Raw genomic sequence first — 19,988 nt, 5'->3', positions numbered from 1 at the left:
TCGTCGGGGCTCCTTTATTATTGCAGGCCCTTTATCACAGCGCCCAGCACGGCCATCTGATCCCGCAAATCGCCTCCGTCGATCAGCGCGAGGGCGGCGCGGTCGAACATCGCCCCCAGCACCTGCGTGAGCGGGTCGAGGGGCAGGGGCTTCAGCGCTCCGGCCTTCATCGCCGTTGCCAGACCTTCCCGCAGCGTACGGTTGCCGTGTGCGGCGTCGATCTCATCCATGCGCGCACGGCCAAGAACGGCAGGGCCTTCCACAAGCAGGAGGCGTGCGCGGCCTTGCTGCTGCATGGCCTCCAGGTAGGCCTCGCCGCCAGCGAGGAGTGCACTTACGACCTCGAGAGAGGCGGGCGCGGCCTGCTCTATCTCGGCGGCGACGGCCGCTGCCTCGGCCTCGACGACGGCCGCATACAGGGCCTGCTTGTCGGGAAAATGATGGTACAGCGCGCCGCGGGTAAGCCCTGCCGCGGCGACAATCTCGGGTGTACCGGTATCGGCATATCCCTTCTCCACAAACAAGGAGCGGGCGGCTTCCAGCAAGCGGGCGCGGGTCGTCTCCGTCCTCTCGCGATTGGTTTTTCGTTGCATACATGCAGCCTGTATGTTATCAGGAGGATACATGCAGTATGTTTCTTTTATCGGGGAATGCAAGCAATGAAGAGCACGAGCTATTATCCGGTCATCATGACCAAGGACGTATCCGGGACCGCCGCTTTCTATGCGGCGCATTTTCGCTTCCGGCCGGTGTTCGAAAGCGACTGGTATGTGCATCTGCAGTCGAGCGAGGATGAGAGCGTCAACCTCGCCGTTCTCGATGGTGATCATGCGACCATTCCGCCGGCCGCACGAGGCCGGATATCCGGACTCATACTGAACTTCGAGGTGGAGGACGTGGACGTGGAGTACCAGCGGGCGAGGGAGGCGGGCCTGCCCATCCTGCAGGCCCTGCGCGATGAGGATTTTGGCCAGCGCCATTTCATAACCAGTGACCCGAACGGCGTGCTTATCGACGTCATCAAGCCGATTGCGCCCAGTGCGGAATTCATGAAGCAATACATGTCGTGAAGCCCTCGTGCCTTGACAGAATGACCTCACCAAGGCACCAGCGGCGTATGCCGCAGACGATTGTGACCGTGACGACGCGGGGCCAGGGCCTCTACGAGATTACGCGGGAGGCGCAGCGCTTTGCCGGCGCTGCCGGAGCAGGCGACGGATTGCTGACGGTTTTCGTGCGCCACACATCCTGTTCGCTCATCATACAGGAGAACGCCGATCCGGACGTGAAGCGCGACCTCCACGTATTCTTCCGGCGGCTGGTGCCGCCGTCCGACGATGCGTCCATGGATTGGGTGGTCCATCGGGCCGAAGGCCCGGATGATATGCCGGCGCATATCAAGGCCGCGCTCACGCAGACATCCATCGGCATCCCCCTCGCCAAAGGGCGCTTGATGCTGGGCACATGGCAGGGCATCTATCTGTTCGAGCATCGCGATGCGCCGCATCGGCGTGAAGTCGTGCTACATTTGAGCTGAAGCGCGTCAGGGACAGGCCGAAACGGTGCGCCGGGCAAGACCATTCATGGAGGCAGCATGTCATTTTTAAAGCGTCTGTTTGGCGGTGGCGGCGACGAGACCCCAGCCACCCAGACCGTGGGCGAGCCTGTGGAACACAAGGGTTTCATCATCCGCGCAACGCCGTTTCGCGAGGGCAGCGAGTTCCAGACCTGCGGCGTGATTACCAAGGAGATCGACGGTGAAGTGAAGGAGCATCGCTTCATCCGCGCCGACCGTTTTCCCAGCGCTGAACTCGCGGCGGAACAGGCCCTTCGCAAGGGCAAGCAGATGGTGGACGAGCAGGGGACGTCGATCTTTTAGGGCCGCCTCAGGAGAGGACGGTGGATCCCGCCTGCGCAATCATAGCGCCAGACCGGTCCGAATGGGGAGCCGGGACCTAGGGGTTGCCGGCGGGACTCCGCACAAGGTGCTGAAGCGCGTGCAAACCCCGCGCTCCGCCCTGTCCTCAACAGGACAAGCCCTCGCCTTTCAGGGTGCCGGATTCGGCATGCCAAACGCCAGTCCCCGAAGCGCGGCTATCCGCGCTACTGCTGGGGTGCTGGTGCGGCTTGGTCGGCTCGGCCTACGATCTCGACCAACTCCACGTCAAAGACCAGATCATGCCCGGCGAGCGGGTGGTTGGCATCGACGGTCACTTCCTGATCGTTCATATCGACCACGGTCAGCGGGATCTGACGGCCTTCCGGTGTGGTGGCCTGCAGGCTGGCACCCAGCTTCAGGTCGAGGTCTGTCGGGAAGGCTTCGCGCGGCACAGTCTGGATCTGGCGCTCGTCGCGAGGGCCGTAGGCCTGATCGGCAGGGATCGTCACCGTCGACTTCTCGCCGATATTCATACCTTCGACCTGCTTTTCCAGACCCGGGATGATCTGGCCGCCGCCCAGTTGGAACTCCAGCGGATCCCGGCCCACCGAGGAGTCGAACTCGGTGCCGTCTTCCAGCTTGCCCGTATAGTGAACGCGTACGACGTCGCCGCTCTTTGCCTCGCTCATATGATGTTCTCAATCGTTCCTGGGGTTGAATGTCGGGCGTGCGGCTCATGCGCGCGCCATCGAACGTCCGCCCGCAAGCGGATGTCGATCGAGGGTAGGGCATGAGGCTGCGATGTAAACCCGCCGGGTCCGATTTTTTTGAGGAGCCGCCGCGCCGGGAGGAAGGGCGCGGCGGCGGGGGACCTACTTGCCTACCAGCGCCCACAGAACGCCGAAGGGGTCGCGCAGCGTCGCGTAGCGGTCACCCCAGAACATTTTCTGCAAGGGCAGTTCGACTTTCATGCCCTCGGTGTTGGACACATGTTCCCACCATGCGTCGATGTCGTCGACGATGAGATGCATGGTGAAGCCCTGCGGCTTCTCGAATGCATGGCCATGCTCGGGGTAGAAGTCTGACAGCATGACGGAACTGCCGTTGATGTAGAGATGCACATGCATGGTGCGCCCCTTCTCGTCGGGCGGATAGGCGAAGACCTGCTCCGCCCCGAACGCCTTCGCGTAGAACTCGGCCGCCTTGGCGGCGCCGTCGACGGATAGATAGGCGACGACGCCCCCCTTGGTTTCCGGCATTTCCTGGGTTTGTTCCATGGCCGACATTGCTGGTTCCTTTCATGGCAGGTTCCGACCGTATCCACCGGTCCTGATCAAGACGCACACGTTTGAAGGAATCCGACAGGCGTCGGAGTTTCTTTTCATTCCGCAGCAGCGGCCGCGCTCCTGTCCGGACTTCCCTTGAGGCGAAACATGCGCGCTATGAGGAGCGCGGTTGCGATGGCGATGAGCGCGGCGGCGACGGAGGCGGCGACCAGGCCGCTGGTGAACGCCGCCCGCGCCGTATCGATCAGCACGGCTGCCGGTCCGGCAGGCAGTTCGGCCGCGACGGCGACCGCGCCGCCCAGCGTGTCGCGCGCCGCCTCGGTCAGCGGGCCGGGTACGCCGGGCAGTGCATCGGCGTTCATCGTGCTGCGGTAGACGGCCGTGACCAGGCTGCCGAGCACGGCAATCCCCAGCGCACCGCCCAGTTCCGCGCTGGTTTCCGACATGGCCGAAGCGGCGCCCGCGCGCTCCGGCGGCGCACTGCCGACGATGAGATCGGTGGTCAGGGTGAAAACGGGGGCGAGGCCCAGCGCGAACACCGTGAATGCCAGCACGATCATTACAAGATCGGCCGCAAGCGCGGCCCAGGCCAAAGTCGCAAAGCCAGTCGCAGCGATCAGAAGGCCTCCGACCATCACGGTTGCCGGCTGCATTCTTGCAGTCAGGGCCGAGGTCATCATCGAGCCGGCGATGAAGGCGAGGCTGGACGGCAGCGACCAGATGCCGGCTTCAAGCGGGGTGAGCCCCAGCACCAGTTGCAGATATTGGGCGATGAAGAGGAAGGCTCCGAAGGCGATGAACAGGCTAAGGAGATTCGTCGCGAGCGCAGCGTTGAAGGCTGGCTTACGGAACAGGCTGACGTCGATCATCGGGTCGGCAAGCCGCTTCTGCCGGCGGAAGAAGACCACGCCGAGGCAGAGACCGGCCAGCGTGAAGACGAGCGGTACCAGCCCCGGCCCGTGCTCGGCCAGATGTTTGACGCCGTAGATGACGGTAAGGACCGCCGACAGGGAAAGGACGGCGCTGACAATGTCGAGGTTGCCCGCCTCTTCGTCACGGAACTCCGGCAGCAGGAAGGGCGCGACGGCCAGAAGCAGGAGCATCACCGGCACGGCGATCAGAAAAACCGACCCCCACCAGAAGGAGGCCAGGAGAACTCCGCCCACCAGCGGGCCGATTGCCGCGCCTGCGGAATAGCTGGAAATCCAGATGCCGATGGCGAAGGTGCGCTCCTTCGGGTCGTGGAACATGTTGCGCAGCAGCGAAAGGGTCGACGGTGCGAGCGTGGCCGCGGCTACGCCGAGAATGGCGCGGGCTGCGATGAGCATCTCCGCGCTGGTGGCGAAGGCCGCGAAGGCAGAGGCGACGCCGAAGGCGGTGGCGCCGATGAGCAAGAGCTTGCGCCGGCCTATCCGATCGCCGAGCGTGCCCATGACGATGAGGGAGCCGGCTACGAGGAAACCGTAGATGTCGACGATCCAGAGGAGCTGAGAGCTCGTTGGTTTCAGATCGGCGCTGAGCGCGGGTATCGCCAAATTCAGGACTGTCATGTCCATCGAATAGAGCAGGCAGGGCAGGGCCAGGACGGCCAGACCGATCCATTCGCGCCGGCCCGCGCGCGGTGCTTCATGAGCGTGGTTCATCACAAGATCCTTCCAGAGACGCTGCCGACGAGGGATGGCCGTCGGCGAGTGATGGCCGTGCTGACACGCCGAGTATCGATGATGGGTCGCCGGCGAAGCAAGCGCATGCCGGCGACCCAAACCGCTTATGGCACAGGCCTCCTGCCAGCGCTCTGTCAGGAAGCTGCCTTCTGCAGAGCCGGATACTCGTCGTGACGGTGCACCCAGTCGAGCGGGGTCTTCTCGTCGCGGCCGATCGGCGTCAGGTCGAGATACATCAATGCGCCCAGCAGTTCCTCGCCGCCGCGCGCATAGGTGGAATAGGTATGGAACACGGCGCCATCGCGGTCTTTGTAGAAGACGCTGAGGCCCGGAAGGTCGTCGAGGCCGGGATCCTTGATGACCTCGTAGTTGTAGATCGCTTTGCCTTGCTCCAGGTCCTGCTTCCGAAAGGCAACGTTGAAGTCATAGTTGAAATCACTGTCGCCGGACGAGACCCAGGGAAAGGACCAGCCCATGCGCTTTCGATAGGCTTCGATCCTGGCGATCGGCGCGCGGGACACCGCGACAAAGGTGACGCCCTTGTGCAGGAAGTGCTGACGCGGGCCGTCGACATGGTCGGCCTCGAAGGAGCAGCCGGGGCAGCCGGCATTCCAGTCCGGCGCAAACATGAAATGCTGGACGATGAGCTGGCTGCGGCCATCGAACAGTTCGGCGAGCGTCTGGCGGCCTTGCGGCGTGTCGAAGACGTATTCCTTGTCGATCTTCACCCAGGGCAGGGCGCGGCGCTCGGCTGCTATCTCGTCGCGCAGGCGCGAAGCCTGCTTCTCCCTGGTCAGAAGTTCTTTGCGGGCGGTAAGCCATTCTTCTCGGGAAACGGTCTTGTTCTGCATTCTCCTTCTCCTTTCACTGTAAGCGTCGCCTGATGCGACTGCCGGAGGACGTGCGGCGGGAGTGCGGGTCCTACATTTTTCGGGCCAACTTTTTGGTCTTGTCAGTCGGCCTCGATATAGTGGGTCGCGCGGACTTCGATCGTGCCGTAGCGGACCATGGGCACCTTCGAGGCAAGGGTGATGGCTTCCTCCCGATCCTTCGCCTCGATCAAAAGGAAGCCCAGCAATTGTTCCTTGGATTCGGCGAAGGGACCATCGGTACTGACAATCTTGCCGCCGCGCGTGCGCAGGCAGGTTGCCCGGGAAACCGATTCCAGGGCGTCGGCGGCGATCAAATGGCCGGCTTGTTCAAGGACCTCGTCATAGGCGATGGAATCGCGATCGAGCTTCCGCTTTTCGTCTTCCGGCAGGGTCTCGATTGCCGTTCCGTCGCCGTAGACAAGACATACGTACCGCATGGGTGCCTCCTTGGTTTCCGTGTGCGGCCAGAGGACGGATGGCGGCGGGCTTGTCCGACATTCCTTATTTGCAAAACTGCCACCACCCGGCGCGATCGCGGCTATCCTGCCTCCTGCCGCTTCGCGCCGTCGCCCGCCAGCCGGTCTATATGTTGCCGGATGTGGCTGGCTTCGGCCGGCGTACGGGCCAGCGATATGGCCTTGTCGAACGAGATGCGGGCGTCCTTGTCCCGCCCGAGTTCCTGGAGCAGCGCGCCGCGCAGTCCGTGGAAATAGAAGTAGTTCGACAGCCTCTCCTCGAGTGGTTCGACGAGTTCGAGCGCGGGGGCGGCACCCTGCGCCTTGAAGACGGCAACGGCGCGATTGAGCGTCACCACCGGCGAGGGCTGCAGGCGCTCCAGCATGCGGTACAGGAGTTCAATCTCCCGCCAGTCGGTCTCGGCGGCGGTCTTGGCATGGGCGTGGAGGGCGGCGATGGCGGCCTGGATCTGATAGGGACCGGGCTCGCGGTGGCGCATCGCCTTGTCGACCAAGGCGATGCCCTCGGCGATGAAATTGCTGTTCCACAGGGAGCGGTCCTGATCCTCCAGAAGGACGATCTGGCCGTCGTCGTCCAGGCGCGCAGGGGTGCGCGCATGGTTGAGGAGCATGAGGGCCAGAAGGCCCATGATCTCCGGTTCGGTCGGGAAAAGCCGCAGCAGGAGGCGGGCAAGGCGGATGGCCTCGTCGCAAAGCTGCGTCTTGATGTGCGCCTCGCCGCCGCTGGCCGAATAGCCCTCGTTGAAGACGAGATAGATCATGGCGGCAACCGCGCCCAGGCGTTCGGCGCGTTCGGCGGGGCTAGGCGTGGCGTAGGGGATACTGGCATCGGCCACGCGGCGTTTGGCGCGGGTGATGCGCTGTTCCACCGCCTTTTCGTTGGCCAGGAAAGCGCTGGCGATTTCCCGCACGGAAAGGCCCGAGACGATGCGCAAGGCGAGCGCGATCTGCTGGGTGGCAGGAAGGTCCGGATGGCAGCAGATGAACATGAGGCGCAGAATGTCGTCGCGGTAGTGGGCATCGTCCAGCCGCTCCGCCATGCCGGCCTCTGCGTCGTCAAGGTCGGACAGGACGTCGTCGGAGGGGAGCTGCGTGTTGCGCGCCTCGCGGCGCACGGCGTCGAGCGCAGCATTGCGCCCGACGAAGATGAGCCAGGCGGCCGGATCGCGCGGCGGACCCTTTTCGGGCCAGGTCTTCATGGCGCGCAGGCAGGCCTCCTGGAATGCTTCTTCGGCCCGGTCGAGATCTCGGAAGTAGCGCAGCAGCGCGGCCATGGCCTGGGGGCGGGCCGCCGTGAGCGCTTTCTCGATCCAGGCAACATCGTTCATCCGGCAACCTCTACTTTTTCGGGCAACTCGCCCGTATTGAAAATGCGTATGGGGCGGATTTCGAAGGTGCAGGATTCGCCCTCCTTCATCCGCTTGGCGAAATCGATCACTTCTTCCAGATTCCTGCAGTCGACGATGTAGAAGCCGAGGAGCTGTTCCTTGGTCTCAGCAAAAGGCCCGTCGATGACGATCTGCTCGTTGCCCGATGCGCGGATGGTGGTGGCAGCGGTGGTAGGCACGAGGCGGATGGAGGGGCCCATCCGACCCTCGTCCACGAGCGCCTGCTGGACCTTGTGGCGCTTTGCCAGAACAGCGTCGTCTTCTTCCTTGGTCCAGGATTCGACAACGTCCTCATCATGGTAGCAAAGAATGGCATACAGCATTGCTGGAACTCTCCTGTCGTTTGAAAGACGGGTGAACATGCCCCATTCCGACAGGCTTGGTCGAGATAGTTGTTTGAAAGGTCACCGCCCTCGACCCAGGAAAGATGTTGCGCCCGAGGCGAATCCCGTTATGTCTCTGGTACCTATGAAGACGCTGACCATACGCAAGCCGGACGACTGGCACCTGCACCTGCGCGACGGCGCGGTACTGAAGGCCGTCGCGCCGCATTCGGCCGCGCATTTTGGCCGTGCCATCATCATGCCCAATCTCGTGCCGCCGGTGGCGACCGCCCGCGATGCGGCGGCGTATCGGGAGCGGATATTGGCGGCGCTGCCGGCCGGGAGCGGCTTTCAGCCGCTGATGACGCTCTACCTCACCGAAACCACGCAAGCCGATGATGTTGAATCGGCTTTTGCCGATGGGCTCGTCCATGCGGTGAAGCTTTATCCGGCCGGCGCCACGACCAATTCACAGAGCGGCGTGCGGGATGTCGGGAAGGTCATGCCCGTTCTGGAGCGCATGGCGCATATCGGCCTACCCCTGTGCGTGCACGGGGAAGTAACCGACCCGGCGATCGACATTTTCGACCGCGAGGCCGTGTTCATCGACCGCGTGCTGGCGCCGCTGCGCCAGCGGCTGCCGGAACTGAAGATCGTGATGGAGCACATCACGACGAAGGACGGCGTCGAGTTCGCGCGCGCGCAGGACGAACGCTTGGGGGCGACGATCACCACCCACCACCTCATCATCAACCGGAACGCCATCCTGGCCGGCGGCATCCGGCCGCACTATTACTGCCTGCCGGTTGCCAAGCGCGAGACGCACAGGCAGGCGCTGCGGCAGGCAGCGACCTCAGGCGATAAGCGATTTTTCCTCGGCACGGATTCGGCGCCGCATGTCGACAAGCTGAAGGAAACCGCCTGCGGCTGCGCCGGCATATTCACCGCGCCCAACACCATGGCCTGCCTTGCCCATGTGTTCGAGGAGGAGGAAGCACTCGACCGGCTGGAGGGCTTTACCTCGCTCCACGGGCCTTCCTTCTACGGCCTGCCGGCCAATGAGCAGCGCTTGACGCTGGAACGGCAGGACATGCCGGTTGAGATGCCGAGAAGCATCGAAGCGGACGGCGAGACCATCACGGTCTTCGATCCCATGTTTCCCATCCACTGGAAAGTGGCGGAGAATGCTTCCTAGGCGCGCCTAATGCTGGTAGCGAAGGGCGTTTGCCTTTTTTACGCAATTCCGTGCGGATGACCGCTTTCCCCGGGATTGCTCTAGAGACGCCCAGCAGAGAGCCAGCCCATGTTCGCCAATACTTTCCCCGACGAGGCACTGATCGCCGAGACAGTCGCCAAGATGCTTCTGGAAATCAAGGCGGTGCATTTCAGGGCGGACAAGCCGTTCACCTTTACCTCGGGCATCGCCAGCCCGGTCTATATCGACTGCCGTAAACTGATCTCCTATCCGCGTATCCGTTCGGCGGTGATCGATTTCGGAGCGTCTGTGATCCTGCGGCAAGCCGGTTTCGAGCAGTTCGACGCGGTGGCGGGCGGCGAGACGGCGGGCATTCCCTTCGCGGCGTGGCTTTCGGACAGGCTGGGGCTGCCGATGCTCTATGTCCGCAAGAAGCCAAAGGGCTTCGGCCGTGATGCCCAGATCGAGGGCAATCTGGCGGAGGGCGCGCGGGTGCTGCTGGTCGAGGATTTGACGACCGACGGCGGCAGCAAGCTGAAATTCGCCGAGGCAGTCGGCAAGGCGGGGGCTACCGTCACCGACACGTTCGCGGTGTTCTACTACGACATCTTTCCCGATACGCCGAAGCGGTTGGAAGCTGCGGGCATGCGGCTCCACCATCTCACGACATGGTGGGACATATTGGCGGTCTGCCGCAAGGAAGGGCGCTTCGACGCGCAGACGCTGGCGCAGGTCGAGAGCTTTCTCAGCGATCCGTTGAATTGGTCGGCCGCCCATGGTGGGGTCTCGGAGTTGAAGGCTACCGGTTGACGTTAACGTAAAAGTCAGCCTAATTTGCATGGAGGTTCTGCGAGTCCGCAGGGCTTGCGCAGACAGGGAGGACGCGGCATGTCGCTCAAGGGCAAAACACTGTTCATTTCCGGCGGCAGCCGCGGCATCGGTCTGGCAATCGCGCTGCGTGCTGCGCGCGACGGCGCCAATGTGACGATCGCGGCCAAGACAGCGGAGCCGCATCCCAAACTGCCCGGCACAATCCACACGGCCGCTGCCGATATCGAGGCGGCGGGTGGGAAGGCGCTTCCCGCATTGTGCGACATTCGCCACGAGGAGGAGGTGGCCGACGCTGTCGCAGCGACCGTTGAAGCCTTCGGCGGCATCGATATCTGCATCAACAATGCCAGCGCCATTCAGCTCACGGGCACGCTGGCGACCGACATGAAGCGCTACGACCTGATGCATCAGGTCAATACGCGCGGCACCTTCCTCGTTTCCAAAACCTGCATTCCGCATCTGAAGAAGGCGGATAATCCGCATATTCTCAATCTTGCGCCGCCGCTCGATATAAAAGCCAAATGGTTCAAGAACCACGTGGCCTACACCATGGCCAAGTTCGGCATGTCGATGTGCACGCTGGGCATGAGCGCCGAGTTCGCCCGCGACGGGATCGCCGTCAATTCGCTGTGGCCGCTGACGGCGATCGACACCGCTGCGGTGCGCAATCTCCTGGGCGGGGAGGCGATGGCCAGCATAAGCCGCTCGCCAGAGATCGTGGCCGATGCAGCCCATGCGATCCTGACGCGCCCTTCGCGCGAATGCACCGGCAATTTCTTCATCGATGAGCTGGTGCTGCGTGAGGAGGGCGTTACGGAGTTCTCGAAATATGCGCCCGGTGTGGAGGGCGCATTGGCCGGAGATTTCTTCGTTCCCGACGAGGTTTTCGAAAAGACCGACACGAAGGTAAACGTGATCGGCTGAGCATCGGGACTTCAGACGGAGCCAGGCGCGGTTTCCGTTTTCCTCCCGTTCAAACGGGCCTGCCCGCGGCTTTCGGGCTTTTCCTTTCACCAATGCGTACATTGACGTTCTTATGCGGAACCGGCAGCTCTGGCGGTTGCGCGAAGGCGGCCGCCCGGAATTCCCGCCGGACCAACGCATATCTCAGATTCGCGTGTTGCGCTCGCCTGTGATTGCGGCCAGTATGGCGACAATGGATACATTAATTGGGGGATTGAATGGCGCCGGTGATGTTTCGAGATGTCCGGAAGTCATTCGGGCAGGTCGAAGTTCTGCATGGTGTCACGGTAGACATCGAGGAGGGACAGTTCGTCGTTCTCGTCGGCCCCTCAGGCTGCGGCAAGTCCACTCTTCTGCGGATGCTGGCGGGCCTTGAGCACATCACCTCCGGCGACATCCTGATTGGCGACAGGGTGGTCAACAAGCTGCCGCCCAAGGATCGCGATATCGCGATGGTGTTCCAGAACTACGCGCTCTATCCGCATATAACGGTGGCGGAGAACATGGGTTTCTCGCTCAAGCTGAAGGGCGCGCGGCGCAGCGAAATCGAAGCGAAGGTGCGGCCGGCGGCCGAAATTCTCGGCCTTACGCAGCTTCTCGGCCGTTACCCGCGCCAGCTTTCCGGCGGGCAGAGGCAGCGGGTCGCGATGGGCCGCGCCATCGTGCGCAACCCGCAGGTGTTTCTCTTCGACGAGCCGCTGTCGAACCTCGACGCCAAGCTGCGCGTCTCGATGCGCACCGAAATCAAGAACCTGCATCAAAGGCTCAAGACGACGACCGTCTATGTGACGCATGACCAGATCGAGGCGATGACGATGGCCGACAAGATCGTCGTCATGCATGACGGAATCGTGGAGCAGGTGGGGGTGCCGCTGGAGCTTTACGACCGGCCCAACAATCTGTTCGTCGCCGGCTTCATAGGTTCGCCCGCCATGAACATGGTGACCGGCAAGCTCGACCCGGAGGACCGCGCCTGTTTCGTCAGCGGCGATGGTCAGCGGCTGAGGGTGGACAATCCAGGCGAAGCCCAGCCCGGCCAGGAGTTGGTCTGCGGTATCCGGCCCGAGGCGATCCGCCTCGGCGGCGACGTCGGACTGAAGGTGAAGGTGGTCGAGCCGACGGGCTCGGAGACGCATGTCATTGCCGATCTCGACGATACCGAAGTGACCTGTGTTTTCCGGGAGCGCATTTCGGCCGGCCCGGGCGAAGAAATAAAAGTGACGGTCGATCCGGCTGCCCTGCATCTGTTCGATGCCAATGATGGGCGCCGGTTGTCGCCCTGAGCGGGTTCTGGCGCGGTCTCGGGAGGACGTGCCGGACGAGGGCGCCTTGGCGCCCGGCAATGGTGGGAATGAACCACCGATCGCACCCTTCAAGGGCGCGAATTTGAGGAGGAGAAGTGTCAATGACGACGAATAACTGGACAATCAACCGTAGAAGATTCCTTGCCGGAACGGCGGGCGTGGCCGCCGGCGGCATTCTGGCGGGGTCGTTGAGCCCGCGCCATGCGCTGGCCCAGGCTTCGGCCGCGACGTTCACCCCGGAAGAGGGGGCCTCGCTGCGCCTTCTGCGCTGGGTGCCTTTCGTGACGGGCGAGGAGGAGGCCTGGAACGCCAACACCAAGGCCTTTACGGAAGCGACCGGGGTCGAGGTGCGCATCGACCAGGAAAGCTGGGAGGACGTGCGCCCCAAGGCGGCGGTTGCCGCCAATGTGGGCTCCGGCCCCGACATGGTGATGAGCTGGTTCGACGACCCCTTCCAGTATCCAGACAAACTGGTGGACGTGACGGATTTGGCGACCGCGCTGGGCGAGCAGCATGGCGGCTGGTACGAGGGCGTCGAAGGCTATGCCAAGCAGGGCGACAAGTTCATCGCCGTGCCGCTTTGCGCCATCGGCAACGCCGTGTGCTATCGCGACAGCCATATGAAAGCCGCGGGCTTCAGCGAATTTCCAAAAGATACGGCTGGTTTCCTGGAGCTGTGCAAGGCCATGAAAGCCAACGGCACGCCGGCCGGATTCCCGCACGGCAAGGCGGTCGGTGACGGCAACAACTACGCGCACTGGCTGCTGTGGAGCCATGGCGGGAAGACGGTGGACGAGAACGGCGGCGTTGCCATCAACAGCCCGGAGGCGAGGGCGGCCATCGAATACGCCAAGGAGCTTTACGCGACCTTCATCCCCGGCACGGAAAGCTGGCTCGACATCAACAACAACCGCGCCTTCCTCGCCGGCCAGATTTCCCTGACCGCCAATGGCGTATCGCTCTATTATGCCGCTGCCAAGGATCCGACACTGCAGGAGATTGCGGAGGATCTTCGCGCCACCAACTTTCCTGTCGGGCCGGTCGGCTCGTCGGTCGAACTGCACCAGACGTCGACGATCTCGATCTTCAACCACTGCCAGTATCCGCAAGCGGCGAAGGCCTATCTGAACTTCATGTATCAGGCCGAGCAGATGAACAAGTGGATCGAGGGGGCGAGCGCCTATTGCTGCCAGCCGCTCAGAGCCTTCGAGGACAACCCCGTGTGGACGTCCAACCCGATCCACGCGCCCTATGCCAAGGCTTCCGAGACGCTTCGGCCCAACGGCTATGCGGGACCGCTTGGGCCCGCATCGGCCGGTGTCATGGCGGACTACGTCCTCGTCGACATGTTCGCCGAGGCGGTGACCGGCCAGCGTTCGACGGAGGAAGCCATCGCCAATGCGGAGCGGCGCATCGCCCGTTACTACCGCTAAGGCAAGACGGCATGGCGGGCGGGCGCGATCATCCGCGTTCGCCCGCTTCCTGCGCCGGCAGACGCGGCGGCAATACGGATAGACGAAAGGCAGGATTTCATGGCGGGTGCTGCGCCCACGAGGCTATCGTCGATTTACGGATGGTTGCTGGAAAGCAAGAACGGGCTCGGGCTCTTGTTCATGCTTCCGGCCGCGGCTTTCCTGCTGTGCTTTCTTACCTATCCGCTGGGGCTCGGCGTGTGGCTGGGCTTCACCGATACCAAGATCGGCCGGTCGGGTATCTTCATCGGCCTGGAAAACTATGAGTGGCTGTTCGACGACCCGATCTTCTGGCTGTCGGTCTACAACACGCTACTGTACACCACCGTTGCGTCGGTCCTGAAGTTCGGGCTGGGGCTATGGCTGGCGTTGATCCTGAACCAGCATCTGCCCTTCAAGAACTTCTTTCGCGCGATCATCCTGCTGCCGTGGGTGGTGCCGACCGTGCTTTCGGCGCTTGCCTTCTGGTGGATTTACGATTCCCAGTTCTCGATCATTTCCTATGTGCTCATGAATCTCGGGCTGATCAGCGAGCCGATCAACTTCCTGGGCGATCCCAACAATGCACGCGCCTCGGTGATCGCCGCCAATGTGTGGCGCGGCATTCCCTTTGTGGCAATTTCGCTGCTGGCGGGGCTGCAGACCATTCCGCAATCGCTGAACGAGGCGGCGGCGCTGGACGGGGCGACGCCCTGGCAGCGCTTCACCAAGATAACCCTGCCGCTGCTTTCGCCCATCATCGCGGTGGTGATGACGTTTTCGGTGCTCTTCACCTTCACCGACTTCCAGCTCATCTATGTGCTGACGCGCGGCGGACCGGTGAATGCGACGCATCTGATGGCCACCTTATCCTTCCAGCGCGCCATTCCCGGCGGACAGTTGGGCGAGGGGGCGGCAATCGCCGTGGCGATGATTCCCTTCCTGCTGGCGGCGATCCTGTTCTCCTTCTTCGGGCTGCAGCGGCGCAAATGGCAGCAGGGCGCGAGCGATTGAGGAGAATGACGATGAGCCGGCAGACAATCTCCGATCCTATCGCCGTGAACGACGATGTTCAGGGCTTGGACCAGTTCAGCACGCTGACGCGGCGGCTTATGGTCGTGTACCTGCCGCTGGCGGTGTTCGTCTTCGTGTTGCTGTTTCCCTTTTACTGGATGGCTATCACAGCGATCAAACCGGACCACCAACTCAGCAACTACCGGGAATACAGCCCGTTCTGGGTGGTGCAGCCGACCCTGGACCATATCAAGTATCTCTTGTTCGAGACCTCCTATCCGGGCTGGCTCTGGAACACGATGCTGGTTTCGGTTGCCTCGACCTTCATCTCGTTGCTTGCATCCGTCTTCGCGGCCTATGCCATCGAGCGGGTGCGTTTCACGGGCGCGCGGGTGACGGGGCTGCTGATCTTCCTGGCCTATCTGGTGCCGCCGTCGATCCTGTTCATTCCGCTGGCCTTCATCGTCTTCCAGGTCGGCATCTTCGACAGCCGGCTGGCGCTGATCCTCACCTATCCGACCTTCCTCATCCCCTTCTGCACATGGCTGCTGATGGGCTATTTCCGCACCATCCCGTTCGAACTCGAGGAAAGCGCGCTGGTGGACGGGGCCACGCGGTGGCAGATCCTGACCAAGGTTATCCTGCCGCTGGCCGTGCCGGGGCTGATCTCGGCCGGCATCTTCGCCTTCACGCTGTCGTGGAACGAGTTCATTTACGCGCTGACCTTCATCTCGTCCTCGGAGAACAAGACCGTTCCGGTGGGTGTTCTGACGGAACTGGTGCGCGGCGACATCTATGAGTGGGGCGCGCTGATGTCCGGTGCGCTGCTGGGCTCGCTGCCGGTGGTCATCCTCTACTCGTTCTTCGTCGACTACTACGTCTCGTCGATGACCGGGGCGGTGAAGGAGTAGCGCAGGGCGCCGCGGTGAAAACTAGTCACTCGTCGGTGCCAGCGTCTCCTTGGAGCCCAGCCGCTTGCCGTCATTGATGGCCTCCAGCCATAAAAGATAGGCGGAGTGGTCGTAGCGGCTCATGCGCATGTCGCCGGCAAGGGCGTGGAAGGCGTCGCGCGCGTGCTCGGTCAGCGGCAGGCGCAGGCCCGCCTGGCGGGCAACTTCCAGAGCGTTCTCGATGTCCTTCAGCTGAAGCGCCAGAGGCCCGCCGGGGACGAAGTTGCGCTCGACCATGCGCTCGCCGTGGAGTTCGAGAATACGCGACGTGGCGAAACCGCCCATCAGCGCCTCGCGAAGGGCGGCCGGATCGCACCCGCCCTCCTGAGCCAGAAGCATGGCCTCCGACACCGCGCCGATGGTGACGGCGACGATTACCTGATTGGCGAGCTTGGCGACCTGTCCCGCGCCGTGGACACCGACATGGGTCGCGCGGCCCATCGCGGAAAGCAGGGCGCGGGCTTCCTCGAAGTCCTCCCGGTTGCCGCCGGCCATGATCGCAAGGGTCGCCTCGGTCGCGCCTTTCTCGCCGCCGGAGACCGGCGCGTCCACGTGGCGCCGACCCGTCCGGGCAATGGCGGCCGCATGGTCGCGGGCGACGGCGGGCTGGATCGACGACATGTCCACGAATAGCGCACCGGCAGGCGCGGCCTCGACCACGCCGTTCTCGCCGAAATAGATCCCGGTCACGACCGGGGAGTTGTCGACCATCGTGATGATGGCGTCGGCATTGCCCACCGCTTCTCGTGGATATTCGGCGACCGTGGCGACATCGGCCAGCGCTTCGGCCTTGGCCCGTGTACGGTTCCAGACCGTGACGTTGAAGCCGGCGCGGGCGATATTGCGCGCCATGGGGGCGCCCATAATGCCGGTACCGATAAGGGTTACGTTCCTGATGGTCACCACTGTTCCTCCGGCGGCTTCTACGCCGCGACCACGGTCTGTCTCTGCTGGCCCAGGCCGGCGATAGAAAGGGTCATCACGTCGCCGGGCTTCAGATATTGGGGCGGCTTCATACCCATGCCGACGCCCGGAGGCGTGCCGGTGGATATGACGTCGCCCGGCATCAGCGTCATGAATTGCGAGAGGTAAGAGACGACATGGGGCACGTTGAAGATCAGCGTGTCGGTGTTGCCGGTCTGGCGGCGCTCGCCATTGACGTCCAGCCACATATCCAGATTGTGCGGGTCGGCAATCTCGTCGCGGGTAACGAGCCAGGGGCCGAGCGGGCCGAAGGTATCGTGGCTCTTGCCCTTGGTCCACTGGCCCTGGCGCTTGGCCTGGAAATCGCGTTCGGACACGTCGTTCATGATGGCGAAGCCGGCAACATGATCCATGGCGTCGGCCTCGGAAACGTATTTGGCCCTGGTGCCGATGATGACGGCGAGCTCGACTTCCCAGTCGAGCGCCGTGGAGCCGCGCGGCATCTCCACATCGTCATTGGGGCCGCACAGTGCGTTGAGAGCCTTGGCGAAGATGATCGGCTCGGGGGGCGGCACGGCACCCGTTTCGGCGGCATGGTCGGAGTAGTTGAGGCCGATGCATATGATCTTCTGCAGGCCTGCCACGCACGGGCCGAGGCGGGGATTGCCGTCGACCACGGGCAGGCTGTCGGGCGCTATGGCGCGGAGGCGATCGAGGCCCTCGGGCGAGATCGCCGCGCCACCGATGTCGTCGACCATGCCGGAAAGATCGCGGATCGTGCCGTCATCGGCCATCAGGCCGGGCTTCTCGCTGCCCGCGGGTCCATAACGCAAAAGCTTCATATCGTCGGTCCTTATCGTGTGCTAGTGAATATCAGTAGACGGCGCGGCCACCGGATATGTCGAAGACGGCTCCCGTGGAGAACGAACACTCCTCCGAGGCGAGCCAGGCGATCATGGCGGCCACCTCGGCCGGCTCCAGGAACCGTTCGAGCGGTATCTTTGCGAGCATATAGTCGATGTGCTCCTGGCTCATCTGGTCGAAGATCGGCGTTCGCGCGGCGGCCGGCGTGATGCAATTGACGATGATGCCGGTCTTGGCCAACTCCTTGCCGAGTGATTTGGTGAGGCCGATCAATCCAGCCTTGGAAGCCGAATAATGCGATGCGTTGGGGTTGCCTTCCTTGCCGGCGATGGAGGCGACATTGACGATGCGGCCATAACCGCGCTCGATCATGCCTGGCACCAGCGCGCGGCTGGTGAGGTAGGGGGCGACGAGGTTGACCTCGAGCGTCCGGCGCCAGATGTCGGGGGCGAGTTCCCAGGTCTTGCCGTTGCCACCGGTGATGCCGGCATTGTTAACCAGGATATCGACAGAGCCCGCTTCATGGGTGGCGGCCTCGACGGCATGCTCGTCGGTGAGTTCCACGACCTGACCGCTGGCGCGGCCTTGCAAACGGTCGAGCGCGGCCTGGAGATTTCCGGCATCGATGTCCCATATGACGACTTGCGCACCGCTATCCAGGAAGCGCTCCACCGTCGCCAGGCCGATGCCGCGCGCCCCGCCGGTGACGATGGCGCGGCGCCCGCCCAGATCGATCCTGTTCATATGGCCAAGTCTCCCGTTCCTCTTTTTGCACAGCGCTTCTTCGGGCTCAACGTATACGTTGCGGCGCCATCGGCGATCATTTGCTGATCAGCGAGCTGGCGCCTGGATGGCGCAGCAGGGACAGCACCAGCACGTCGGCGCGGTCGCGGTGCTGCTGATGCAGACGGGTGGCGGCGACCTCGTCGCGGGCGTGAATGGCCTTCAGGATAGCTCGATGCTCCTCATCCGACTGAACGGGTAGGGGGCGCAGATGAACGATTGCTACACGCGCCCGGTATTGCTGGTCCCAAAGCTGGCGCAGCATGCCCTGCAGGCGTGGATTACCGCATAGCGCTACGATTTCGGAATGAAATGCATCGTCGAGGTGCGACCAGTGGGCGATGTCCTTCTTGCCGGTCGCCTTCTCCATCTGGACGAGGATGCCATCCAGCTTCGCGTACTCGGCTTCGCTCAACCCGCGGCGGGCGGTCAACTGCGCGGCCTTCACCTCAAGGGTCGAGAACACTTGGTAGATCTGCTCCAGTTCCTCGATGGACAGCGCCTTGACGGTGATGCCGTGGCGCGGGCGCACCTCGACCAGCCCTTCCTCCTCCAGCCGGATAAGCGCCTCGCGGACAGGTGTCCGACTGAGCGACAGCAGGCTCGCCACCTCGGTCTCGAGCAGGCTGGTTCCCGGCGGCAGACGACCTTCTAGAATGCGAAACTTCAGATCGTGATAGGCCCGATCGCGAGCAGGCATGCCGGCAACCGTCTGCAGGGTCGGACGCGGTCGGGACACCAGGTCCTTTCCGGCGGACTTGGCCCTAGCGCCTTGCCTGGCGGTTGTTTCGATGGCTTGTTTTTCTTCGTCCTGCACTGTTCCACCTGGTTTGTGTGCGCCGGAATCGCTCAAACTGTATCAGGCCTTCGACGGCCTTATACCATTGAGCTCGGCGATGACGTCCGCGATCATCGGCACGTAGTCGTCGCCGCGGCCGATCGCTTCTGCCGTCGCGTATCCGTTCTTGATGCTGGACGAGACATGGGAGGCGATACCGCTTTCATTGGCCAGCGACACGACGTAGCGCATATCCTTGTGGGCGTTGCGCAGCGCGAATTTGTGGGCGTCTCGGTCCCCGCCGACGACATATTTGAAGAACGTCTGGAAGAAGCCGCAGTCCATGCGCCCTCCGGAGATGACGCTTTCGAACGTGGCGGCGTCGATGCCGTTCTTTGCGCCGATTGCCAGCGCCTCCGCATAGATCGCCCCATAGCCCATGGACACGAAATTGTTGAGCAGCTTCATCGTGTGGCCGGCCCCGCATTCCCCGACCCGGACGATCTTGCCTGCAAAAGCCTCGAGCAACGGCCTGACCTCGGCGAGCACCTCTTCGCTCGCGCCGGCCATGACATCCAGCGTGCCCTCCCAGGCTTCCTTGGGGGTGCGCGACAAGGGTGCGTCGACCATGGTGATGCCGGCCTTCGCGCAACGCTCTGCAAGCATGCGGGTGGAGACCGGATTGCTGGTGCTCGTATCGATGATGAACCTGACGTCGCCCTTGGCGGCGATGATGTCCGCAACGCTCGCCTCGACTTGCGGGCTGCCGGGCAGGCAGAGGAAGATGACGTCGGAAGCAAGTGCCATTTCACCGACGTCCGATGCCTCCGTGGCGCCGCGCTTGACGAGATCGTCGACCGGCTTCCGGTTACGATGGCCGAGGACGGTGAGCTTGTGCCCGGCCTCCAGAATGTTCTTGGCCATGCCGTGGCCCATAAGACCTACGCCAATAAAGCCCACGCGTTGCCGTTCAGCCATTGCGTCTTCTCCTCCAGATCGGGTTTACGTCGACATCCTGACCCGTCTTCCCGTTTGAACGTGGC

Annotated in this window: 23 protein-coding genes; 10 read left to right on the top strand and 13 right to left on the bottom strand. The window is 63.2% G+C overall.

Going from position 1 to position 19,988, the window contains the following annotated elements; all coding sequences use genetic code 11:
• Positions 1–17: 17 nt before the first annotated feature.
• Positions 18–593 (bottom strand): TetR/AcrR family transcriptional regulator, encoded by a 576-nt coding sequence (locus tag NTH_RS03460; protein ID WP_338528696.1) that lies wholly within the window; start codon positions 591–593, stop codon positions 18–20.
• Positions 594–659: 66 nt separating this feature from the next.
• Here NTH_RS03460 and NTH_RS03455 point away from each other — a divergent pair, with 66 nt between their 5' ends.
• From NTH_RS03455 to NTH_RS03445, 3 genes are read left to right on the top strand one after another with little or no spacing between them, the layout of a single operon-like run.
• A complete protein-coding gene (locus NTH_RS03455) occupies positions 660–1,070 on the top strand; it encodes a VOC family protein (protein WP_338528695.1) in 411 nt (136 codons plus the stop codon).
• A 47-nt stretch (positions 1,071–1,117) separates the two neighbouring features.
• A complete protein-coding gene (locus NTH_RS03450) occupies positions 1,118–1,537 on the top strand; it encodes a secondary thiamine-phosphate synthase enzyme YjbQ (protein WP_338528694.1) in 420 nt (139 codons plus the stop codon).
• A gap of 57 nt (positions 1,538–1,594) precedes the next feature.
• The gene (locus tag NTH_RS03445) at positions 1,595–1,879 is read left to right on the top strand and encodes an HlyU family transcriptional regulator (protein WP_338528693.1); all 285 of its coding nucleotides are present in this window, start codon (positions 1,595–1,597) and stop codon (positions 1,877–1,879) included.
• Between the two features lie 224 nt (positions 1,880–2,103).
• Here the strand turns inward: NTH_RS03445 and NTH_RS03440 are convergent, their stop codons facing one another.
• The 7 genes from NTH_RS03440 to NTH_RS03410 form a co-directional block, all read right to left on the bottom strand.
• Positions 2,104–2,568 (bottom strand): FKBP-type peptidyl-prolyl cis-trans isomerase, encoded by a 465-nt coding sequence (locus tag NTH_RS03440; protein WP_338528692.1) that lies wholly within the window; start codon positions 2,566–2,568, stop codon positions 2,104–2,106.
• Positions 2,569–2,751: 183 nt separating this feature from the next.
• Positions 2,752–3,165, bottom strand: a complete 414-nt coding sequence (locus NTH_RS03435; RefSeq protein WP_338528691.1) for a VOC family protein — start codon at positions 3,163–3,165, stop codon at positions 2,752–2,754.
• A gap of 95 nt (positions 3,166–3,260) precedes the next feature.
• Entirely contained in the window at positions 3,261–4,808 is a 1,548-nt protein-coding gene (locus tag NTH_RS03430) for an MFS transporter (protein WP_338528690.1), read from the bottom strand.
• A 155-nt stretch (positions 4,809–4,963) separates the two neighbouring features.
• On the bottom strand, positions 4,964–5,680 hold the full coding sequence (locus tag NTH_RS03425; protein ID WP_338528689.1) for a DUF899 domain-containing protein: 717 nt from the start codon (positions 5,678–5,680) through the stop codon (positions 4,964–4,966).
• A gap of 101 nt (positions 5,681–5,781) precedes the next feature.
• A complete protein-coding gene (locus tag NTH_RS03420) occupies positions 5,782–6,138 on the bottom strand; it encodes a YciI family protein (protein WP_338528688.1) in 357 nt (118 codons plus the stop codon).
• A gap of 101 nt (positions 6,139–6,239) precedes the next feature.
• Positions 6,240–7,505 carry an RNA polymerase sigma factor gene (locus NTH_RS03415; RefSeq protein WP_338528687.1) on the bottom strand — a complete coding sequence of 422 codons (1,266 nt, stop codon included), beginning with the start codon at positions 7,503–7,505 and terminating at the stop codon, positions 6,240–6,242.
• The gene (locus NTH_RS03410) at positions 7,502–7,888 is read right to left on the bottom strand and encodes a YciI family protein (RefSeq protein WP_338528686.1); all 387 of its coding nucleotides are present in this window, start codon (positions 7,886–7,888) and stop codon (positions 7,502–7,504) included. Before NTH_RS03410 ends, NTH_RS03415 begins: the two co-directional genes overlap by 4 nt.
• A gap of 145 nt (positions 7,889–8,033) precedes the next feature.
• On the opposite strand from NTH_RS03410, the gene pyrC reads away from it, so the two are divergent.
• The 7 genes from pyrC to NTH_RS03375 all read left to right on the top strand — a co-directional run bounded on the left by pyrC (position 8,034) and on the right by NTH_RS03375 (position 15,557).
• Positions 8,034–9,083 (top strand): dihydroorotase, encoded by a 1,050-nt coding sequence (gene pyrC / locus NTH_RS03405; protein WP_338531796.1) that lies wholly within the window; start codon positions 8,034–8,036, stop codon positions 9,081–9,083.
• A 108-nt stretch (positions 9,084–9,191) separates the two neighbouring features.
• Positions 9,192–9,893, top strand: a complete 702-nt coding sequence (locus NTH_RS03400) for an orotate phosphoribosyltransferase (protein WP_338528685.1) — start codon at positions 9,192–9,194, stop codon at positions 9,891–9,893.
• A gap of 78 nt (positions 9,894–9,971) precedes the next feature.
• The gene (locus tag NTH_RS03395; RefSeq protein ID WP_338528684.1) at positions 9,972–10,838 is read left to right on the top strand and encodes an SDR family oxidoreductase; all 867 of its coding nucleotides are present in this window, start codon (positions 9,972–9,974) and stop codon (positions 10,836–10,838) included.
• Between the two features lie 257 nt (positions 10,839–11,095).
• Complete coding sequence (locus tag NTH_RS03390; protein ID WP_338528683.1) at positions 11,096–12,160, top strand: ABC transporter ATP-binding protein; 1,065 nt, start codon at positions 11,096–11,098, stop codon at positions 12,158–12,160.
• A gap of 122 nt (positions 12,161–12,282) precedes the next feature.
• Positions 12,283–13,614 carry an ABC transporter substrate-binding protein gene (locus tag NTH_RS03385; protein ID WP_338528682.1) on the top strand — a complete coding sequence of 444 codons (1,332 nt, stop codon included), beginning with the start codon at positions 12,283–12,285 and terminating at the stop codon, positions 13,612–13,614.
• A 99-nt stretch (positions 13,615–13,713) separates the two neighbouring features.
• Entirely contained in the window at positions 13,714–14,646 is a 933-nt protein-coding gene (locus tag NTH_RS03380; protein ID WP_338528681.1) for a carbohydrate ABC transporter permease, read from the top strand.
• An 11-nt stretch (positions 14,647–14,657) separates the two neighbouring features.
• Entirely contained in the window at positions 14,658–15,557 is a 900-nt protein-coding gene (locus NTH_RS03375) for a carbohydrate ABC transporter permease (protein WP_338528680.1), read from the top strand.
• A gap of 21 nt (positions 15,558–15,578) precedes the next feature.
• Here the strand turns inward: NTH_RS03375 and NTH_RS03370 are convergent, their stop codons facing one another.
• From NTH_RS03370 to NTH_RS03350, 5 genes are all read right to left on the bottom strand, one after another.
• A complete protein-coding gene (locus tag NTH_RS03370) occupies positions 15,579–16,499 on the bottom strand; it encodes an NAD(P)-dependent oxidoreductase (RefSeq protein ID WP_338528679.1) in 921 nt (306 codons plus the stop codon).
• A 20-nt stretch (positions 16,500–16,519) separates the two neighbouring features.
• The gene (locus NTH_RS03365; RefSeq protein ID WP_338528678.1) at positions 16,520–17,362 is read right to left on the bottom strand and encodes a fumarylacetoacetate hydrolase family protein; all 843 of its coding nucleotides are present in this window, start codon (positions 17,360–17,362) and stop codon (positions 16,520–16,522) included.
• Between the two features lie 31 nt (positions 17,363–17,393).
• Positions 17,394–18,128, bottom strand: a complete 735-nt coding sequence (locus tag NTH_RS03360; protein WP_338528677.1) for an SDR family NAD(P)-dependent oxidoreductase — start codon at positions 18,126–18,128, stop codon at positions 17,394–17,396.
• 76 nt (positions 18,129–18,204) lie between these two features.
• Positions 18,205–18,984, bottom strand: a complete 780-nt coding sequence (locus NTH_RS03355) for a GntR family transcriptional regulator (RefSeq protein ID WP_338528676.1) — start codon at positions 18,982–18,984, stop codon at positions 18,205–18,207.
• A 42-nt stretch (positions 18,985–19,026) separates the two neighbouring features.
• Complete coding sequence (locus tag NTH_RS03350; protein WP_338528675.1) at positions 19,027–19,923, bottom strand: NAD(P)-dependent oxidoreductase; 897 nt, start codon at positions 19,921–19,923, stop codon at positions 19,027–19,029.
• Positions 19,924–19,988 lie beyond the last annotated feature (65 nt).

It is taken from the genome of Nitratireductor thuwali, assembly GCF_036621415.1.
Taxonomy (GTDB): domain Bacteria; phylum Pseudomonadota; class Alphaproteobacteria; order Rhizobiales; family Rhizobiaceae; genus Chelativorans; species Chelativorans thuwali.
Note: the sequence above shows the minus strand (reverse complement) of the source record. Positions and strands in the feature narration are given on the sequence as shown.

What these genes read in the sequence shown, in the direction of transcription:
- NTH_RS03460 (WP_338528696.1), bottom strand. Translation starts at nt 593, where the DNA reads ATGCAACGAAAAACCAATCGCGAGAGGACGGAGACGACCCGCGCCCGC.
- NTH_RS03455 (WP_338528695.1), top strand. Translation starts at nt 660, where the DNA reads ATGAAGAGCACGAGCTATTATCCGGTCATCATGACCAAGGACGTATCC.
- NTH_RS03450 (WP_338528694.1), top strand. Translation starts at nt 1,118, where the DNA reads ATGCCGCAGACGATTGTGACCGTGACGACGCGGGGCCAGGGCCTCTAC.
- NTH_RS03445 (WP_338528693.1), top strand. Translation starts at nt 1,595, where the DNA reads ATGTCATTTTTAAAGCGTCTGTTTGGCGGTGGCGGCGACGAGACCCCA.
- NTH_RS03440 (WP_338528692.1), bottom strand. Translation starts at nt 2,568, where the DNA reads ATGAGCGAGGCAAAGAGCGGCGACGTCGTACGCGTTCACTATACGGGC.
- NTH_RS03435 (WP_338528691.1), bottom strand. Translation starts at nt 3,165, where the DNA reads ATGTCGGCCATGGAACAAACCCAGGAAATGCCGGAAACCAAGGGGGGC.
- NTH_RS03430 (WP_338528690.1), bottom strand. Translation starts at nt 4,808, where the DNA reads ATGAACCACGCTCATGAAGCACCGCGCGCGGGCCGGCGCGAATGGATC.
- NTH_RS03425 (WP_338528689.1), bottom strand. Translation starts at nt 5,680, where the DNA reads ATGCAGAACAAGACCGTTTCCCGAGAAGAATGGCTTACCGCCCGCAAA.
- NTH_RS03420 (WP_338528688.1), bottom strand. Translation starts at nt 6,138, where the DNA reads ATGCGGTACGTATGTCTTGTCTACGGCGACGGAACGGCAATCGAGACC.
- NTH_RS03415 (WP_338528687.1), bottom strand. Translation starts at nt 7,505, where the DNA reads ATGAACGATGTTGCCTGGATCGAGAAAGCGCTCACGGCGGCCCGCCCC.
- NTH_RS03410 (WP_338528686.1), bottom strand. Translation starts at nt 7,888, where the DNA reads ATGCTGTATGCCATTCTTTGCTACCATGATGAGGACGTTGTCGAATCC.
- pyrC (WP_338531796.1), top strand. Translation starts at nt 8,034, where the DNA reads ATGAAGACGCTGACCATACGCAAGCCGGACGACTGGCACCTGCACCTG.
- NTH_RS03400 (WP_338528685.1), top strand. Translation starts at nt 9,192, where the DNA reads ATGTTCGCCAATACTTTCCCCGACGAGGCACTGATCGCCGAGACAGTC.
- NTH_RS03395 (WP_338528684.1), top strand. Translation starts at nt 9,972, where the DNA reads ATGTCGCTCAAGGGCAAAACACTGTTCATTTCCGGCGGCAGCCGCGGC.
- NTH_RS03390 (WP_338528683.1), top strand. Translation starts at nt 11,096, where the DNA reads ATGGCGCCGGTGATGTTTCGAGATGTCCGGAAGTCATTCGGGCAGGTC.
- NTH_RS03385 (WP_338528682.1), top strand. Translation starts at nt 12,283, where the DNA reads ATGACGACGAATAACTGGACAATCAACCGTAGAAGATTCCTTGCCGGA.
- NTH_RS03380 (WP_338528681.1), top strand. Translation starts at nt 13,714, where the DNA reads ATGGCGGGTGCTGCGCCCACGAGGCTATCGTCGATTTACGGATGGTTG.
- NTH_RS03375 (WP_338528680.1), top strand. Translation starts at nt 14,658, where the DNA reads ATGAGCCGGCAGACAATCTCCGATCCTATCGCCGTGAACGACGATGTT.
- NTH_RS03365 (WP_338528678.1), bottom strand. Translation starts at nt 17,362, where the DNA reads ATGAAGCTTTTGCGTTATGGACCCGCGGGCAGCGAGAAGCCCGGCCTG.
- NTH_RS03360 (WP_338528677.1), bottom strand. Translation starts at nt 18,128, where the DNA reads ATGAACAGGATCGATCTGGGCGGGCGCCGCGCCATCGTCACCGGCGGG.
- NTH_RS03350 (WP_338528675.1), bottom strand. Translation starts at nt 19,923, where the DNA reads ATGGCTGAACGGCAACGCGTGGGCTTTATTGGCGTAGGTCTTATGGGC.